The following is a 17,471-nucleotide window of genomic DNA, read 5'->3' on the forward strand; positions in this document are numbered from 1 at the left end:
CCACTTCCTTTCTGCTGGATCGGAAAACCGGTTTTCACCCATATAACGCACGGCAAAGCGGTTTTGTGACAGGCGTACAGCTGAGCGGCGGCGCCCTCAAAAAGGGCGCCGCCGCTCAGCTGTACTACTCGGATTCTGCCTGTGCAAAAACGCTGGTGAGGAGGGTGTCTTTCTGCTCCACCCGTGTGCAGCATTTGACGCCGTCGGAACCGGTGGTCTCCTCATAGGTGACAAGGGGGATGTTCAGGGCGTTGTAGACCATCTGGGCGGCCATATCCCGAGTCAGGGGCGTGGAGCTGTCAAAGGAGCCCATGTCCGCATAGAGCCCGGCCTGATCGGCCAGAATATCTACCGTGATGCGCCATGTGGCACCGCTGATCCCCTCGTAGTCCGCCCGATAGCCCAGGGCGGAGAGGAGCATCCGAGCCCCCTCCACAATGGTGACCGGGTCGTCGGGGGCAAAGACCGTCTCGCTCCGGCCGGAGATAATCCCAAGGGAGGCACAGTAGGTAATACAGTCCTGGGCCCAGTGGCCCTCGGTGTCCGGGAAGGACGCGGCGGTATTCTCCAGGGTGGGGATCTTTCCGCCGTTGAGCATGAGGGTGACCAGCCGGGCAAAGGAGGCCCGGTCGATGTTCTGCGCGGGGGCAAAGGAGCCATCCGGCAGACCGGCGAAGAGCCCCAGGTCGGCCACGGCGGTGACGGCATCCGGATGGACGATCTGGTCCTGGTCGGAGAAGGCCGCCGCGGCGGCCCCGGGACAGAGCAGGCCCAGGGTCAGGGCCGACGCTAGGCCCAGAGAGAGGAGCGGGTGCAGACGTTTCATGTGAGATTCCTCCTTTTTCCGCTGTTTGTGTAGAGTCGAGAACGGCGGCCTCCCGTTAGAAGCGCCTGTTCGGCGGGGGCGGAAAGCCGGGGTTCTTTTTCTATAACGTACGGAAGGCCCATTTTGAGACAGAAAAAGTAAAAAAACGGGCGCGCAGCCGCGCGCCCGTTTTTGACCGATGGGGAAAAGCTTACTTGGTGGTGACCGTCAGCACGCCGTCGGCCTCAACCGCAGAGACGCCCAGAAGAGCGTTCAGTCCATCCGCGGAGACATAGTAGTTGCCGCCGATGAGCAGAGTGGAGGTCTCCACATCGACGCCATCCACCTGAATGGTGATGTTGGCGTAATCAATGGCGGAGCCTTCCGGACGGGGAGCGAGAGACGCAGCGGTGTACTCGCTGCCCTTGGTGATGGCCACCTGGCCATTCCACTCTACATTGAACATAGCAGGGGTTCCGTTGAAGGCGACTGCCAGATCGCGCAGACGGTAGAAGACCATATCACCCAGACCGCTGCTGACTGCGCTGTCGACCTGGAAAGCGTTGCCGTCCACAATGACATTGCGGGACTGAGCCTCCGCGATCAGGGCGTCATAGTCGGCCAGATTGTAGCTCTTATTGTAGGGAGTGTCCAGCTTGCCCTCGTTGATGAGGTTGATGATCTCCTGGCGGCGAGGATCGTCCTTGCTCAGGTCCACACCGGTGATCTTCCAGTTGTTGTCCACGGTGGGCTGGAGGGGATCATGCTCGGCCAGATAGGCCACCAGCATGTCGCGCACGGAGTTGGGGGACTCCCACTCCTTCTCGCCGGAGATGATGCCCTCATTCTTGAGGCCGGTATAGCGGTAGTCGTTGACGCAGAGGGTGAGCACCTGGTCGTCGGCCAGAGGCTTGCCCTGGAAGGTCACGTTCTCGATGCGCTCTCCAGCGGGCTTGGAGAGGTTCACCTCATAGTTCAGGCCGATGAAGTGGTCGTGGAGGTAGCCGGGCTTGTCGGGATTGAAGGAGATGTTGATGTCGCCCTCCTGCCACTGGTTCCAGCACGCGGCCGCCCACTCCATGTAGGCCTTCATCTCGGCGCCGGTGACCTTGACGGTGTAGAGCACGTTGGGGAACTTATAGATGTCAAACATGTTGCCGTAGTTGAGGTCGCCCTTCTTCAGATTGCTGGTGTCCTTGAAAAGGGCCACGGCGGTCACATCGGCGCCGGAGTTCTCCAGCTGCACGGTGCCGATGAGGTCGATGACGGCGGTATCCTGGAGACGGCCCTCGGGCAGGCCCTTGATCTCGTTGGTGGGCTGGAAATCCGCGGCGGCATGGCCCAGAACGTTATCCTGGATAAAGGAGACGGTCTTTTCCTGGGCAGCCTTGATGGCGGGCACATCCCGCAGACCCTGGTCGGGCTCCACGCCTTCCATGGAGACGGTCTCCACGGTAGCGGTGGTGATCTCCTTGTCGGCGTTCAGGGTCAGGTCATAGCGGACCACCTCGCCGGCGTTGCTCTTGACCTCGCCCACGGGGATCTTCTCATTGTTGATATAGGTGGTGTGGGTGTGGCCCAGCTGGAGCACGTCCACCTCGGGGCACTTGTCCAGGATGGTCTGAGCGGCATCGGAGCCGTCGGTGGAGTACTCGGCCTCCAGACCGGCGTGAGTGGAGACCATGATGACGTCGGCCTTGTCGCCGATCTCCTGGATGCACTCGGCCACCGAGTCGGCCATGGGCTCAAAGGTCAGGTCGGACACGCCCTGCTTGGTGCCGTCCCAGCGGGGGATGTTGGGCGTGGTGACGCCGATGATGGCCACCTTCACACCGCCCCGCTCCACAATGGTGTAGCCGGCGCCGGTGAGATAGCTGCCGTCCGCGTTCTTGATGTTGGCCGAGAGCACGGGAACATCGGTCTGCTCCAGGATGGACTTGAGCTTGTCCACACCGAAGTTGAACTCGTGGTTGCCCAGGGTCCAGGCGTCATACTTCATGTAGTTGAGAGCCGCGGGCACGGGATGGCCGGCGGTGTCCTTGGAGTAGAGGTCGTCGGTCATGATGGTGCCCTGGATGGTGTCACCGGCGTCCACCAGGATGGTGTTGGGATTCTCGGCACGCACCTGATTGACATAGGTGGAGACACGGGCCAGGCCGTCCTTGGAGCTCTCCTTCATGTCCTCATAGGAATAGCCCCAGATGTTGCCATGGGTGTCGGATGTACCGATGATGGTGAGGTGAGTCTCCCCCTCCGCGGCCAGAGCGGCCGGGACGAGACCGGCCAGCATGGCCACAGCCATGGCAGAGGCCAGAGCCCTGCGCAGATACTGTTTCTTCATACAAGATCCTCCTTTTTACAAGTTGTCCAAAAGGAATGAGACGCCCGCTCCAGCCTCCGGGCCCGACCGGAGACAGCGGACAGGGCGCCGCCTGCCCATAGGGTACCACAAAATATACGGGAAGTCGAGGCAAACTAGAAGGTGATTCGGTCAAAATGACGGGCCCAAAGGACGGAAGAGGGAAGAAAAGGAGGGCAGAAAGGGCGTTTGTTCATAATTTCCCCTTTTTTATTACAGGGGGATGTGCTATACTCTAACATGACGTTTTACAGGCATTGGTTTTCCCGCACCATGCAAGAAAGGTGAATGACCTAACATGAATTTCTTAAAAAAGCTGTTTGGCAGCAGCTCCGCCAAAGAGCTGAAAGCCATCTATCCCATTGTGGACAAGATCGAAGCGCTGGACGCGGAGTACAGCAAGCTCACCGATGAGCAGCTGAAAGCCAAGACCCCCGAATTCAAAGAGCGCCTGCGCAATGGTGAGACGCTGGACGATATCCTGCCCGAGGCCTTTGCCACCTGCCGTGAGGCCGCGTGGCGTGTGCTGGGCATGAAGCCCTACCGGGTGCAGCTGGTGGGCGGCATCATCCTCCACCAGGGCCGCATCGCTGAGATGCGCACCGGTGAAGGTAAGACCCTGGTGGCTACCCTGCCCGCCTATCTGAACGCCCTGACCGGCGAGGGTGTGCACGTGATCACCGTCAACGACTACCTGGCCAAGCGCGACAGCGAGTGGATGGGCAAGGTCTACCGCTTCCTGGGCCTGACCGTGGGCCTGGTGATCCACGACATCCTGCCCCAGATGCGCAAGCTCTCCTATCAGGCCGACATCACCTACGGCACCAACAACGAGTTCGGCTTTGACTATCTGCGTGACAACATGGCCATCTACGCCGCCGAGATGGTGCAGCGCGGCCATGCCTTTGCCATCGTGGACGAGGTGGACTCCATCCTCATCGACGAGGCCCGTACCCCCCTCATCATCTCCGGTCAGGGGGATCAGTCCACCCAGCTCTACACCATTGTGGACAATTTTGTGGCCAAGCTGAAGGGTAAGCGCGTGGCCAAGGTGGATACCAAGGAAGAGGAAGATCCCGACGAGGATGCCGACTACATCGTGGATGAGAAGGCGCGCACCGTCACCCTTACCGCCCGCGGCATCAAGAAGGCGGAGGAGGCCTTCAACCTGGAGAACCTGGCCGACGTGGAGAACACCACCCTCTCCCACCACATCAACCAGGCCATCCGCGCCCGCGGCCTTATGCAGCGGGATATCGACTACGTGGTCAAGGACGGCGAGGTCATCATCGTGGACGAGTTCACCGGCCGCCTGATGTACGGCCGCCGCTACTCCGAGGGTCTGCACCAGGCCATCGAGGCCAAGGAGAAGGTGGAGGTCGCCCGGGAGTCCAAGACTCTGGCCACCATCACCTTCCAGAACTACTTCCGCCTCTACAACAAGCTCTCCGGCATGACGGGTACCGCCATGACCGAAGAGGAGGAGTTCGGCACCATCTACTCCCTGGATATCGTGGAGATCCCCACCAATAAGCCTGTGCAGCGTGTGGATCACCCCGACGTGGTCTATAAGAACGAGGCGGGCAAGTTCCGCGCCATCGTCCAGCAGATCGAGGAGTGCCACAAGAAAGGCCAGCCCGTGCTGGTGGGCACCATCTCCATCGAGAAGTCGGAGGAGCTCTCCGGCATGCTCAAGCGCAAGGGGATCCCCCACAAGGTCCTGAACGCCAAGTTCCATGAGAAGGAAGCCGAGATCGTGGCCCAGGCCGGCAAGCTGGGCGCCGTCACCGTGGCCACCAACATGGCCGGCCGCGGTACCGATATTATGCTGGGCGGTAACGCCGAGTATCTGGCCATGGCCGACCTGCGCAAGGCCGGACTGAGCGATGAGCTGATGGCCGAGGCCACCGGCTACGCCGAGACCGACAATGAGGACATCCTCAATGCCCGCAAGATGTTTGCGGACGCCGAGGCCAAGTATAAGGAGACCATCAAAGTCGAGGCCGAGAAGGTCCGTGCGGTGGGCGGTCTGTTCATTCTGGGCACCGAGCGGCACGAATCCCGCCGCATCGACAACCAGCTGCGGGGCCGTGCCGGCCGTCAGGGCGACCCCGGCGAGACCCGGTTCTACCTCTCCCTGGAGGACGACATCATGCGTCTGTTTGGCTCCGAGCGGGTCATGGGCATGATGGAGCGCCTGGGCGTGGACGAGGACACCCCCATCGACGCCAAGATGCTCTCCGGCGCCATTGAGAACGCCCAGAAGCAGGTGGAATCCCGCAACTTCCAGACCCGTAAGACGGTGCTGGAGTACGACGACGTGATGAACACCCAGCGTAAGGTCATCTATGAGGAGCGCCGCAAGGTCCTGGACGGCGAGAACCTGAAGGACGCCATCCAGAAGATGCTCTCCACGGTGATCAACCGGGCGGTCATGGGCCAGATGGGCGAGCAGAAGCACCTGGACGCCGAGACCTGGCGCGAGGTGTGCGCTCCCTTCCGCGGCCTGTTCCTGCGGCCCGATGAGCTCAAGTACACCGACGGCGAGCTGCAGCAGTACAGCGGCGAGCAGCTGGTGGAGCAGCTCATGGAGCGGGCCACTGAGATCTATACCCGCAAGGAGCAGGAGCTGGGTGAGCCCCTCATGCGTGAGCTGGAGCGGGTAATGATGCTGCGCGTGGTGGACGAGTACTGGATGGACAACATCGACGCCATGCAGGAGCTGCGCCAGGGCATCGGCCTGCGGGCTTACGGTCAGAACGACCCGGTGGTGGAGTACAAGCGGGAAGGCTACGAGATGTTCGAGAACATGATCGCTGCCATCCAGGAGGAGACCATCCGCCGGATCTACCTGGCCCGGGTGCAGGTGGGCGGCGCCGTCAAGCGCGAACGTGTGGCCCGTGTCACCGGCGAGTCGGGCGGCAGCGACGAGACCGTGAAGAAGCAGCCCGTCAAGAAGGGCGTTCAGATCGGCCGCAACGATCCCTGCCCCTGCGGCAGCGGCAAGAAGTGGAAGAAGTGCGACTGCGCGGAGTACCACGGCCCTGAATATCAGTAAGACGGCCTCCGGCCTCGTGAGGGGCCGCGCCCTGTGAAAACCGAAAACCGATGGGAAAAGCAGAATGAGACAGCCTCTGAGGGACCATTCTGCTTTTCTCTGTTTCACTGAGGATTTTGACTATGAGCATTGTGACTTGCGTCAACAAAAATGTCCCCTTCCTGGCCAGCGAGGGCTTTTTACAGGCGGGGGGTGTGGCCCACGGCTTTTCCACCCGGGAGGGGGGCGTGAGCGAGGGAACCTATGCCACCCTCAATCTGGGATTCTGCCGGGGGGATGACCGGGAAAAAGTACTGGAGAATTACCGCCGCTTCACCGCCGCCATCGGCGCGGACTATGAGGGACTGGTCCTGTCCAACCAGGTCCACGGGGACACGGTGCGCACCGTGACCGCCGCCGACAAGGGGAAGGGCATCCACAGCAAGGGCGATTATGAGGCGGACGGACTCATCACTGACATTCCGGGATTGTGCCTCACGGTCTTTGGGGCGGATTGTCTGCCCATTTTGTTCTATGACCCGGTGCGCCGGGTCATCGCGGCCGTCCATGCCGGCTGGCGGGGCACCGCCAACGGGATCGCGGGCCGTGCCGTAGAAAAGATGGTGGAGGTATACGGCTCCAAGCCCGGGGACATCCTGGCCGCCATTGGCCCGGGGATCTCCAAGTGCTGCTTTGAGACCGATGAGGATGTGCCCAATGCCCTCACCGGCGCGCTGGGTGCCTCCGCGCTGAAGTGCATCGAGCTGCAGGAGAGCGGGAAGTTCCATGTGGACCTCAAGGGACTCAATGTCCTGCGCCTGGAAAAGATGGGTCTGGAACGGGACCATATCGCGGTCTCCGAGGCCTGCACCATGTGTGAGCACGAGCGCTTCTGGTCCCACCGCTATACCCAGGGCGTGCGGGGAAGCCAGGCCGCCATGGTCCAGCTGCTGGGATAAGGAAAGCCATGAAAAAGCGGAAGAAAAACCTGCGGCTCCTGGCCGCCGTCCTGCTATTGAGCACCGTTCTGAGCGCCTGTGGAGAGGAAGAGCCCGATCCCACGCCCACGCAGACCCCTGTGCCCACCGCTACGGCTACGGCACAGCCCAAGGAATTTGCGCTGCCCTGCTATCCGGAGGCTGGTTTTCACCCCATCCAGGGGACCAACCGGACCAATCTGGCCCTGGGAGGGCTGGTCTATGACGGCCTCTATGAGCTGGATCAGACCTTTACGCCCCAGCCTGCCCTGGCGACGGGGTATACTGTCTCAGAGGACGGCCTCACCTGGACCTTTACCCTGCGCGGCGGCGTCACCTTCTCTGACGACACTCCCATGACGGCGGCCGATGTGGCCGCTTCCCTGACCCAGGCCAAGACCAGCGCCCTGTACGGCAACCGCCTGGCGGGGATTGCCTCGGTCCAGGCCGGAGAGGGCGCTGTGACCGTGCGCCTGACCAGCCCCAACGGAAACCTGCCGGCCCTGCTGGACATCCCGGTCATCCGGGAGACTGGAGGCGTGCCTCTGGGGACCGGCTCCTATGTGCTCCAGCAGAGCGGGGAGAGCTATATCCTCCAGCGGCGGAATGACAGCTGGCGTACTCCCGCGCCCGCACTGGAGACCATTCCCCTGCGGACGGTGGAGGAGGCCAACGACCTGCTCTATGCCTTTGACACCCAGGAGATCTCCCTGGTGGGGACCGACTCCACCGGTGTGGGCGCCCTGGGGTTCTCGGGCAGCTTTGAGACCATGGACTATCCCACGACAAATATGCTCTATATCGGGTTTAATACGGCCCAGGGCCCCTGCCGGGACGCGGCGGTCCGCCAGGCGCTGGGGCGGGGGATGGACCGGGACAGCATCTGCTCGGCCCTGCTCTCCCGGCACGCGGTGGCCGCTACGCTGCCCGCCCACCCGGTGAGCAGTATCTATGACGCCGAGACGGCGGGCACCCTCAACTACTCCCTCCAGGAGATGGATTCCATTCTCACGCAGGCCGGGTGGAGCCGGAGTGACGGCGTCTATCAGAAGGGGAGAGAGAAGCTGGAGCTGACCCTGCTGGTCAACCAGGACAACTCTTATAAGACGGGAGTGGCCGACGCCATTGGGCGGGATCTGACGGCAGCGGGCGTATCGGTGACGGTGAAAAAGCTCTCCTGGGAGGACTTTACCGCCGCCCTGAGCGCGGGGGAGTTTGATCTCTACCTGGGCGAGGTCAAGCTGAGCGCCGACTTTGATCCCTCTCCGCTGCTGGGTGGCGGGGCCCTCAATTACGGCAAGTACAACGGTCCCACGGCGACGGGACTGCTCTCCGCCTTCCGGGCGGCCCAGGGGGAGGAGCGGACCACGGCGGCCAAGGAGCTCTATGAGCGGCTGGGGGAACAGGCGCCCTTTGCGGTGCTCTGCTTCAAAAACTGGTCCATGCTGAGCCAGTGGGGGCAGGTGTCCAATGCCACGCCCACCCAACAAAATCTGTTCTATGGATTTGGAAATTGGAGTTTCGCCAATTGAGTTCCTGCGTTTTTTCGGGTATGATGTAAGAGGAACCGACAGGCGCGGAGGGATGCGCCCCTCCGCGCCTGTTTTTTATTCAACTATATATGAGAATAAGGGGTTATGGTAATGGGTAACGTATTTCGCTGCTATGCCGAAAAGAAGCCCGGCTTCGACGTGGAGGCCCGGCGCCTGCTGGGTGAGCTGAGAAGCGAGCTGGGACTTCAGGGCCTGACGGGCGTCCGCATCCTCCACCGCTACGACGTGGAGGGGATCGACGGGGACACCTATCAGGCTGTGCGCACCACCGTGCTCAGTGAGCCGCAGGTGGACGCCGTCTATGACGAGACTTTCCCCGATGCCCCCGCGCCCTGCCGGGTCTTCGCGGTGGAGGCCCTGCCGGGGCAGTATGACCAGCGGGCCGACTCCTGCGCCCAGTGCATCCAGCTCCTCACGGGCGGAGAGCGGCCTCTGGCCGCCGCCGCCACCGTCTACATCCTCCAGGGCGAGGTGAGCGACGGAGAGCTGGAGCGGGTCAAGAGCTACCTCATCAACCCGGTGGAGAGCCGGGAGGCCGGACTGGACCGGGTGGAGACCCTGGAGCGCACCTATGCCGTGCCCGCCGACGTGGCGGTGCTGGAGGGCTTCCGGGACCGGGACGAGGCCGGTCTCTCCGACCTGATCGGCGAGTACGGCCTTGCCATGGACCTGGCCGATCTGAAGTTCCTCCAGACCTATTTCCGGGACGAGGAGAAGCGGGACCCCACCCTGACCGAGCTGCGCCTGGTGGATACTTACTGGTCCGACCACTGCCGCCACACCACTTTCTCCACCCATATCGATGACGTGGAGATCCATGACGCCGACGTGGCGGCCGCCTATCAGATGTACCTGGCCGCCCGGGAGGAGGTCTACGGCAAGGAGAAGGCCGCCAAGCGGCCCCAGACCCTCATGGACCTGGCCACCATCGCGGGCAAGGTCCTCAAGAAGCGGGGCGTCCTGAAGAACCTGGACGAGAGCGAGGAGATCAACGCCTGCTCGGTCCATGTCACCGCCACCGTGGACGGGGAGGAGCAGGACTGGCTCCTCATGTTCAAGAACGAGACCCATAACCACCCCACCGAGATCGAGCCCTTCGGCGGCGCGGCCACCTGCATCGGCGGCGCCATCCGGGACCCCCTGTCCGGCCGCTCCTATGTCTATCAGGCCATGCGCGTCACCGGCTGCGGCGATCCCCGTGTCCCCCTGAGCCAGACCATGGAGGGCAAGCTCCCCCAGCGCAAGCTGGCCCAGACGGCCGCGGCGGGCTACTCCTCCTACGGCAACCAGATCGGCCTGGCCACCGGACACGTGGCCGAGGTCTATCACAAGGGCTACATTGCCAAGCACCTGGAGACCGGCGCCGTAGTGGGCGCCGCCCCCGCCTCCAATGTCCGGCGGGAGGTCCCCGCCCCCGGGGATAAGGTGATCCTTCTGGGCGGCCGTACCGGCCGGGACGGCATCGGCGGCGCCACCGGCTCCTCCAAGAGCCACAACCAGAAGTCCCTGGCCACCATGGCCTCCGAGGTCCAGAAGGGCAATGCCCCCGAGGAGCGCAAGATCCAGCGCCTGTTCCGCAACGGCGAGGTGACCCGCCTCATCAAGCGGTGCAACGACTTCGGCGCGGGCGGCGTCAGCGTGGCCATCGGTGAGCTGGCCGACGGCCTGGCCATCGACCTGGACGCCGTGCGCAAGAAGTACGACGGCCTGGACGGCACCGAGCTGGCCATCTCCGAGAGCCAGGAGCGTATGGCCGTGGTGGTGGCTCCCGCCGACGTGGACACCTTCATTGCCCATGCCGAGGCCGAGAACCTGGAGGCCTATGTGGTGGCCGAGGTCACCGAGTCTCCCCGGATGGTCATGACCTGGCGGGGCAAGAAGGTGGCCGACCTCTCCCGTGCCTTCCTGAATACCAACGGCGCAGCCAAGCACACCACCGTGCGAGTGCCCGACTACTTTACCCCGGAGAGCCTCTTCCACAAGGGGAGCCTCCGGTCCACCGCTGCCAGCCTCAAGACCGCCAGCCGCCGCGGTCTGGTGGAGCGCTTTGACAGCTCCATCGGCGCGGGCAGCGTCCTGATGCCCTTCGGCGGAAAGACCCAGCGTACCCCCACCCAGGCCATGGCTGCCCTCCTCCCGGTGGGACCGGGCCACACCACCGACACCTGCTCGGTGATGGCCTGGGGCTTTGATCCCGACCTCATGGAGCGCAATCCCTACACCGGCGCCTTTATCTCGGTGCTGACCTCCATGGCCAAGCTGGTAGCGGCGGGCTGTGACCCCACAGCCGCCTACGCCTCCTTCCAGGAGTACTTTGAGAAGCTGCGGGACGAGCCGGAGCGCTGGGGCAAGCCCTTTGCCGCTCTCCTGGGCGCCCTCTCCGCCCAGCTGGGCCTGGGTGTGGCCGCCATCGGCGGCAAGGACTCCATGTCCGGCTCCTTCCTGGATCTGGATGTGCCCCCCACACTCATCTCCTTTGCCATCGCGCCCGCCAAGGCCGAGAAGGTGCTCTCCCCTGAGTTCAAGGAGGCAGGCCACCCGGTCTATCTCTTCCAGGCCGACAATGCTCTGGACTGCGATGAGATCAACGCCTGCTTTGCCCGTGTCCACGCCCTGAGCGAGGCCGGTAAGATCCGGGCCGCCTGGGCGGTGGAGGAGAATGTGGCCGAGGGCATCATGAAGATGTCCTTCGGCAACGAGATCGGCTTTGCCGCCCGGGAGGACGCGCAGAACCTGTGGTTCGGCGCCCGGCCCGGCGCCATCCTGGCTGAGTGCGACGGCGAGGTGGAGGGCGGCCTCCTGCTGGGCTACACCACCCAGGAGCCGGTCATCCGTCTGGGCGGGGAGGAAGTCCCGGTTGCCGAGCTCCTCTCCATCAGCGAGGGTGTGCTGGAGGAGGTCTATCCCACCCGCACCGCCGACACCGGCGCGGTGGAGCCCATCTCCTGCACCGAGCGCGCTCCCATCGTGGCCAAGCACAAGGTGGCCATGCCCAAGGCGGTCATCCCTGTGTTCCCCGGCACCAACTGTGAATATGACACCGCTGCGGCCTGCCTGCGGGCCGGGATCGAGCCGGAAATTCTGGTGGTGCGCAACCTGACCGGCAGTGCTCTGGCCCAGTCGGCCGATGCGCTGGAAAAGGCCATTCAGGGCGCCCAGATGATGGTGCTGCCCGGCGGATTCTCCGGCGGCGACGAGCCCGACGGTTCGGCCAAGTTCATCTGCTCCTTCCTGCGCAATCCCCGCATCACCGACGCCATCCACGATCTGCTCAAGAACCGGGACGGCCTGATGCTGGGCATCTGCAACGGCTTCCAGGCGCTGGTGAAGCTGGGACTGGTGCCCTATGGCGAGATCCGTCCCATGGATGAGAGCTGCGCCACCCTGACCTTCAACAACATCGGCCGCCATCAGAGCCGCTATGTGACCACCCGCATCGCCTCGGTCCGCTCCCCCTGGATGCTCCAGAGCCAGGTGGGCGATCTGCACGCCATCCCCATCTCCCACGGCGAGGGCCGCTTCGTGGCGCCCGAGGCCCTGCTGGATCAGCTGGTGGCCAACGGCCAGGTGGCCACCCAGTATGTGGACGCCGCAGGCGTCCCCTCCCTGGACATCGACGTGAACCCCAACGGCGCCCTGCGGGCCATTGAGGGCATCTTCTCCCCCGACGGCCGGGTCTTCGGTAAGATGGGCCACTCGGAGCGCCGTGGCGCGTTCGTGGGCAAGAATATCCCGGGCGAGCGCCATCAGCCCCTCTTTGAGAGCGGCGCGGCTTACTTCAAGTAAGCGCGGAAGGCTGTGTTTACATATTGTTCACAGGCCTTTCAAAAACTGTCCAACAATTGGAGAGAAAAGGGTGGTATCCTATCTATGCAGTCGGGGAAAACCCCAAAACGATCACTGCTCCGGGCTGCGGGAGCAGACAAGCAATTCCACGGAGAGCTCCGTGTTTGCGTATATAGATAACATTGTGTACCTCCTCTCTCTCTCTTTTCAAGCAAAGAACCCCGTCCAAATGGACGGGGTTTTTTGTGTGGACAGGGAGGAGGGCAGTTTACAGAACATTTAAAATTCTGCCAAAGATCGTTCAACATTCTCCGCGGGAGGAGTGGTATCCTATAGATGCAGTCAGGGAATACCCAACCACCACTGCTCCAGACTGCGGGAGCAGACAAACAATTCCACGGAGCCTTCCGTGTTTTGGATACAGATTCTTTTCATTTTCTCTCTCTTTTTCTCATGGAATGGGGAGGACGGCCGACCGGCCGTCCTCCCCATTCCATTTCTATCAGAAAAAATTAAAAAAGGTATTGACAAAAAAAGATGTATGGTCTATAATAAACTACGCTGTTCGGACGATTAGCTCAGCTGGTAGAGCATCCGCTTGACGTGCGGGAGGTCACAGGTTCAAGTCCTGTATCGTCCACCAACATCCCCTGGAACGATTTGTTCCAGGGGTTTTTTGTTATCATCACACCGGAGAAGCGGGGAGGAAAGGGATATGAACGAGACATCCACAGGACGTGCCGTCCTCATTACCGGGGGAAGCCGCGGGATTGGGGCGGCCTGCGCCCGGCGGTTTGCCGCCGCGGGGGACCGGGTGGCGATCAATTACCACCACGCCCAGGCGGCCGCCGAGGCGCTGGTGGAGGAGATCCGGGCGGCGGGAGGTACGGCCATCGCGGTACAGGCCGACGTGGGCGATTCCGAGCAGGTGGCACGCATGGTTGACAATGTGTTGGATAAATTTTGTCAACTTGACATTCTGGTATGCAATGCCGGGATCGCCCGCCAGCAGCTGTTCACGGACATCAGCGATGGAGACTGGCGGACACTCTTCCGCACCAACGTGGACGGGACCTTCTACTGTTGCCGGGCGGTACTGCCCCATTTTATCCACCGGAAGGCGGGAAAAATCGTGACCATGTCCTCCATGTGGGGGCTTACGGGAGGCTCCTGTGAAGTGGCCTATTCGGCTACAAAAGCGGCTGTTATTGGCCTTACCAAGGCACTTTCCAAGGAAGTTGGACCCTCTGGAATCACTGTAAACTGCGTGGCTCCCGGGGTCATCGACACCGAGATGAACGCCAATCTCACACCGGAGGATCTGGAGGCTCTGCGGCAGGAGACCCCCCTGGAGAGCATCGGCCGGCCGGAGGATGTGGCCGAGAGCGTCTTTTTCCTCACATCGGAGGGAGCCCGCTTTATTACCGGCCAGATTCTCAGCCCTAACGGCGGTATTTTGATTTAAGGTTGTGCGATATGTCCATAGCGTGGAGACATTATAGGCTGGTGTATTGAGCAAAATGACAAGTTGACAATTTAGCGTGCTGAGCGTATAATGTCAACAACCTATAAGGAGGGTACATGATTATGAAACAGATGCGTGTTTTGTCTCTTGCTGCGACCGCTGCTCTGACGGTCTCGCTCCTGGCCGGCTGCGGCGGCTCTGAAACGGCGAATACTCCGGCTCCCGGCAGCTCGGATGCTCCTTCCGGCAGCTCTTCCGCTGCTACCATCAAGATCGGCGGCATCGGCCCTCTGACCGGCTCGGCTGCTGTGTACGGCGTGGCTACCCAGCAGGGTGCCCAGCTAGCGGTGGATGAGATCAATGCCAAGGGCGGCCTCCAGTTCGAGCTCAACTTCCAGGACGATGAGAACGACGCTGAGAAGGCCACCAACGCCTATAACGTGCTCCAGGACTGGGGCATGCAGGTCCTCTACGGATGCACCACCACCAACCCCTGTGTGGCTGTGGCCAGCTCCACCTATGCGGACCGCTACTTCCAGCTGACTCCTTCCGCCTCCTCCACCGACGTGACCAGCGGCAAGGATAACGCGTTCCAGATCTGCTTCACTGACCCCAACCAGGGCTCCACCGCTGCCGACTACATCGCTGAGCATCCGGAGCTGGGCAGCAAGATCGCCATCATCTACAACAACGGCGACGCCTACTCCACCGGTATTGCCACTGCTTTCCGTGCCGAGGCCGAGGCCAAGGGCCTGGAAGTGGTTTCTGAGACCACCTTTCCCTCGGATGACAACACCGACTTCTCCGTGCAGCTGGGCGATGCCCAGAGCAACGGGGCCGACCTGGTGTTCATGCCCATCTACTACACGCCCGCCTCTCTGATCCTGAACCAGGCCAAGAACATGGGCTATGCTCCCACCTTCTTCGGCTGCGACGGTATGGACGGTATCCTGGCCGTGGAGGGCTTTGACACCTCTCTGGCCGACGGCCTGGTCCTCATGACCGCCTTCAACCCCTGGGGCACCGACGATCTGAGCGCCAACTTCACCAAGTCCTACGAGGAGAAGTATGGTTCCACCCCCAACCAGTTTGCCGCCGACGGCTATGACTGCATCTACGCCATCGCCGCCGCCTGTGAGAAGGCCGGTGTCACTGCCGATATGAGCCACGAGGACGTATGTGAGGCGCTCATCAGCACCTTTACCGCCTCTGACTTCAGCGTGGACGGCCTGACCGGCGCCGGCATGACCTGGGGTACCAACGGCGAAGTCTCCAAGGCTCCCGTTGTGGTCAAGGTCGAGGATGCCAAGTACGTCACCATGGAGTAATCCAGACCAGATCAGCAGCTTCCAAACGGAAGAATAAGTAAGGGAGGGCTGCCGGAGCGCCCGGCAGCCCTCCTCCCTTATCGGGGGGAAAGCGCCGTGGACACTGTCCCGGCGCCGCGGCATTTTCCCCTGGATAAGGAGACCTAAGATATTGAGGTGTGTGGTATGTTACTGGGGTTCCTCAACAACCTGATCAACGGCATCAGCCTGGGCAGTATCTACGCCATTATTGCCCTGGGCTACACCATGGTCTACGGCATCGCCAAGATGCTCAACTTTGCCCATGGTGACGTCATCATGGTGGGCGCGTATGTCTGCTTCTTTGCCACCGGCTCCTTTGGATTGCCGCCGGTGGTGGGGGTCCTGCTGGCAATGGTGGTATGTACGGTCCTGGGCGTGGTCATTGAGCGCCTGGCCTATAAACCGCTGCGCCAGGCTCCCTCTCTGGCGGTGCTCATTACCGCCATCGGCGTGAGCTACTTTTTACAGAATATGGCCCTCCAGCTCTGGGGCTCCGATCCGAAATCCTTCCGCTCCGTGGTGCCCACGGGCAGTGTCTCTCTCCTGGGCGGTCAGATCTCGGTGTCCTATGTGACGCTGGTCACCGTGCTGGCCTGCGTGATCATCATGATCGCCCTCACCGCCTTCACCGGCAACACCAAGCTGGGCAAGGCCATGCGGGCCTGCTCGGAGGATAAGGGGGCGGCCCAGCTCATGGGGATCGATGTGAATTTCACCATCTCCATGACCTTTGCCATCGGCTCCGCCCTGGCGGCCATTGCGGGCGTACTGCTCTGCTCCACCTATCCCACCCTGATGCCCACCACCGGCTCCATGCCCGGCATCAAGGCCTTTACCGCCGCCGTGTTTGGCGGGATCGGCTCCATCCCGGGCGCCCTGCTGGGCGGCATCCTGCTGGGGGTCATTGAGATCTTCGGTAAGGCCTATATCTCCACTCAGCTCTCCGACGCGGTGGTCTTTGCCGTGCTTATCGTGGTGCTTCTGGTCAAGCCCACCGGTCTGCTGGGCAAGAAGATCAGCGAGAAAGTTTGAGGTGGACGCCATGAAACAACTCTCTGGGCGCAAGAACAAAAGACTGCTGGACAATCTGATCACCTATGGTATCGTGGTGATTGCCTTCCTGGTGGTCCAGTTTATTCAGGCCGGCGGCGGCCTTTCCAGCTCCCTCAAGGGACAGCTGGTCCCCATCTGCTGCTATGTGGTCATGGCGGTTTCCCTGAACCTGGTGGTGGGCGTCTCGGGCGAACTGAGCCTGGGCCACGCCGGCTTTATGAGCGTGGGTGCCTTCTCCGGCGTAGTGGCCTCGGTGGCCCTTCAGGACCTCATCCCCCTGGGACCCGCCCGCCTCTTTGTGTGCATGCTCATCGGCGCGGTGTTTGCGGGGATCGCCGGAATCATCGTGGGCGTGCCGGTGCTCCGTCTGCGGGGCGACTATCTGGCCATCGTGACCCTGGCCTTCGGCGAGATCATCAAAAATATCATCAACTGCCTCTACATCGGCGTGGACGGGAATGGCCTGCATTTCTCGGTCACCAGTGAGATGGCCCTCAACCTGGCCGAGGGAGGCACGGCGGTCATCAAGGGGCCCATGGGAGCCACCGGATACGCCAAGCTTGCCACCTTCACCGCTGGCTTCCTGCTGGTCATCGTCTCCCTGGTGGTGGTGCTCAACCTGATCCACAGCCGGGCGGGCCGGGCCATCATGGCCCTGCGGGACAACCGCATCGCCGCCGAGAGCGTGGGCATCGGCGCCACCAAGTATAAGCTCATGGCCTTTGTCACCTCCGCGGTGCTGGCGGGTGCGGCCGGCGCTCTGTACGCCATGAATTACGGCTCCATCGCCGCCAAGAAATTTGACTTCAATACCTCCATCCTGGTGCTGGTCTTTGTGGTCCTGGGCGGTATGGGCAACATCCGCGGCTCCATCATTGCCGCCGCAGTGCTCACCGTGCTGCCCGAGATGCTCCGTGCGGTGGGCGAGTACCGGATGCTCATCTACGCGGTGGTCCTCATCCTGGTGATGATCGCCACCAACAACGCCACGATCCGCCAGTTCTTTGCCGAGAAGCTGCATGGAGCGCAGGAGGATGGTAAGATGAGCAGAAAGGGGGCGGCGAAATGAGCCGACTGGAAAAGCGAC

At 62.2% G+C, this 17,471-nt stretch carries 10 protein-coding genes and 1 tRNA gene; 9 read left to right on the forward strand and 2 right to left on the reverse strand.

The annotated features are described in order from the left end of the window. Nucleotides 1–124 precede the first annotated feature (124 nt). Nucleotides 125–826, reverse strand: coding sequence for an S-layer homology domain-containing protein (locus INF37_RS13795; RefSeq protein ID WP_193538912.1), 702 nt, complete (start codon nucleotides 824–826; stop codon nucleotides 125–127). Between the two features lie 190 nt (nucleotides 827–1,016). Further along, nucleotides 1,017–3,146 (reverse strand): bifunctional metallophosphatase/5'-nucleotidase, encoded by a 2,130-nt coding sequence (locus INF37_RS13800; RefSeq protein ID WP_193538914.1) that lies wholly within the window; start codon nucleotides 3,144–3,146, stop codon nucleotides 1,017–1,019. 316 nt (nucleotides 3,147–3,462) lie between these two features. Between INF37_RS13800 and secA the strand changes: the two genes are divergently transcribed. The 9 genes from secA to INF37_RS13845 all read left to right on the forward strand — a co-directional run bounded on the left by secA (nucleotide 3,463) and on the right by INF37_RS13845 (nucleotide 17,453). After that, nucleotides 3,463–6,222, forward strand: coding sequence for a preprotein translocase subunit SecA (secA, locus tag INF37_RS13805; RefSeq protein ID WP_193538916.1), 2,760 nt, complete (start codon nucleotides 3,463–3,465; stop codon nucleotides 6,220–6,222). A 122-nt stretch (nucleotides 6,223–6,344) separates the two neighbouring features. Next, nucleotides 6,345–7,160 (forward strand): peptidoglycan editing factor PgeF, encoded by an 816-nt coding sequence (gene pgeF, locus INF37_RS13810; protein ID WP_101690980.1) that lies wholly within the window; start codon nucleotides 6,345–6,347, stop codon nucleotides 7,158–7,160. 8 nt (nucleotides 7,161–7,168) lie between these two features. Further along, on the forward strand, nucleotides 7,169–8,710 hold the full coding sequence (locus INF37_RS13815) for an ABC transporter substrate-binding protein (protein ID WP_235964353.1): 1,542 nt from the start codon (nucleotides 7,169–7,171) through the stop codon (nucleotides 8,708–8,710). Nucleotides 8,711–8,821: 111 nt separating this feature from the next. Further along, complete coding sequence (locus INF37_RS13820; RefSeq protein WP_101690981.1) at nucleotides 8,822–12,517, forward strand: phosphoribosylformylglycinamidine synthase; 3,696 nt, start codon at nucleotides 8,822–8,824, stop codon at nucleotides 12,515–12,517. Nucleotides 12,518–13,084: 567 nt separating this feature from the next. Then, nucleotides 13,085–13,160: transfer RNA gene (locus INF37_RS13825), tRNA-Val, on the forward strand. Between the two features lie 72 nt (nucleotides 13,161–13,232). Then, nucleotides 13,233–13,982, forward strand: coding sequence for an elongation factor P 5-aminopentanone reductase (gene ymfI, locus INF37_RS13830; protein ID WP_101690983.1), 750 nt, complete (start codon nucleotides 13,233–13,235; stop codon nucleotides 13,980–13,982). 122 nt (nucleotides 13,983–14,104) lie between these two features. Further along, complete coding sequence (locus INF37_RS13835) at nucleotides 14,105–15,310, forward strand: ABC transporter substrate-binding protein (protein WP_193538918.1); 1,206 nt, start codon at nucleotides 14,105–14,107, stop codon at nucleotides 15,308–15,310. A 171-nt stretch (nucleotides 15,311–15,481) separates the two neighbouring features. Then, entirely contained in the window at nucleotides 15,482–16,363 is an 882-nt protein-coding gene (locus tag INF37_RS13840; RefSeq protein ID WP_101691091.1) for a branched-chain amino acid ABC transporter permease, read from the forward strand. A gap of 10 nt (nucleotides 16,364–16,373) precedes the next feature. Then, nucleotides 16,374–17,453 carry a branched-chain amino acid ABC transporter permease gene (locus tag INF37_RS13845; protein WP_193538920.1) on the forward strand — a complete coding sequence of 360 codons (1,080 nt, stop codon included), beginning with the start codon at nucleotides 16,374–16,376 and terminating at the stop codon, nucleotides 17,451–17,453. Nucleotides 17,454–17,471 lie beyond the last annotated feature (18 nt).

Origin of the sequence: Pseudoflavonifractor gallinarum (assembly GCF_014982855.1) — a bacterium.
GTDB lineage: Bacteria > Bacillota > Clostridia > Oscillospirales > Oscillospiraceae > Pseudoflavonifractor_A > Pseudoflavonifractor_A gallinarum.

Bases quoted from the DNA above. Each gene is read 5' to 3' on its own strand.
- INF37_RS13795 (WP_193538912.1), bottom strand. From the start codon at position 826: ATGAAACGTCTGCACCCGCTCCTCTCTCTGGGCCTAGCGTCGGCCCTG.
- INF37_RS13800 (WP_193538914.1), bottom strand. From the start codon at position 3,146: ATGAAGAAACAGTATCTGCGCAGGGCTCTGGCCTCTGCCATGGCTGTG.
- secA (WP_193538916.1), top strand. From the start codon at position 3,463: ATGAATTTCTTAAAAAAGCTGTTTGGCAGCAGCTCCGCCAAAGAGCTG.
- pgeF (WP_101690980.1), top strand. From the start codon at position 6,345: ATGAGCATTGTGACTTGCGTCAACAAAAATGTCCCCTTCCTGGCCAGC.
- INF37_RS13815 (WP_235964353.1), top strand. From the start codon at position 7,169: ATGAAAAAGCGGAAGAAAAACCTGCGGCTCCTGGCCGCCGTCCTGCTA.
- INF37_RS13820 (WP_101690981.1), top strand. From the start codon at position 8,822: ATGGGTAACGTATTTCGCTGCTATGCCGAAAAGAAGCCCGGCTTCGAC.
- ymfI (WP_101690983.1), top strand. From the start codon at position 13,233: ATGAACGAGACATCCACAGGACGTGCCGTCCTCATTACCGGGGGAAGC.
- INF37_RS13835 (WP_193538918.1), top strand. From the start codon at position 14,105: ATGAAACAGATGCGTGTTTTGTCTCTTGCTGCGACCGCTGCTCTGACG.
- INF37_RS13845 (WP_193538920.1), top strand. From the start codon at position 16,374: ATGAAACAACTCTCTGGGCGCAAGAACAAAAGACTGCTGGACAATCTG.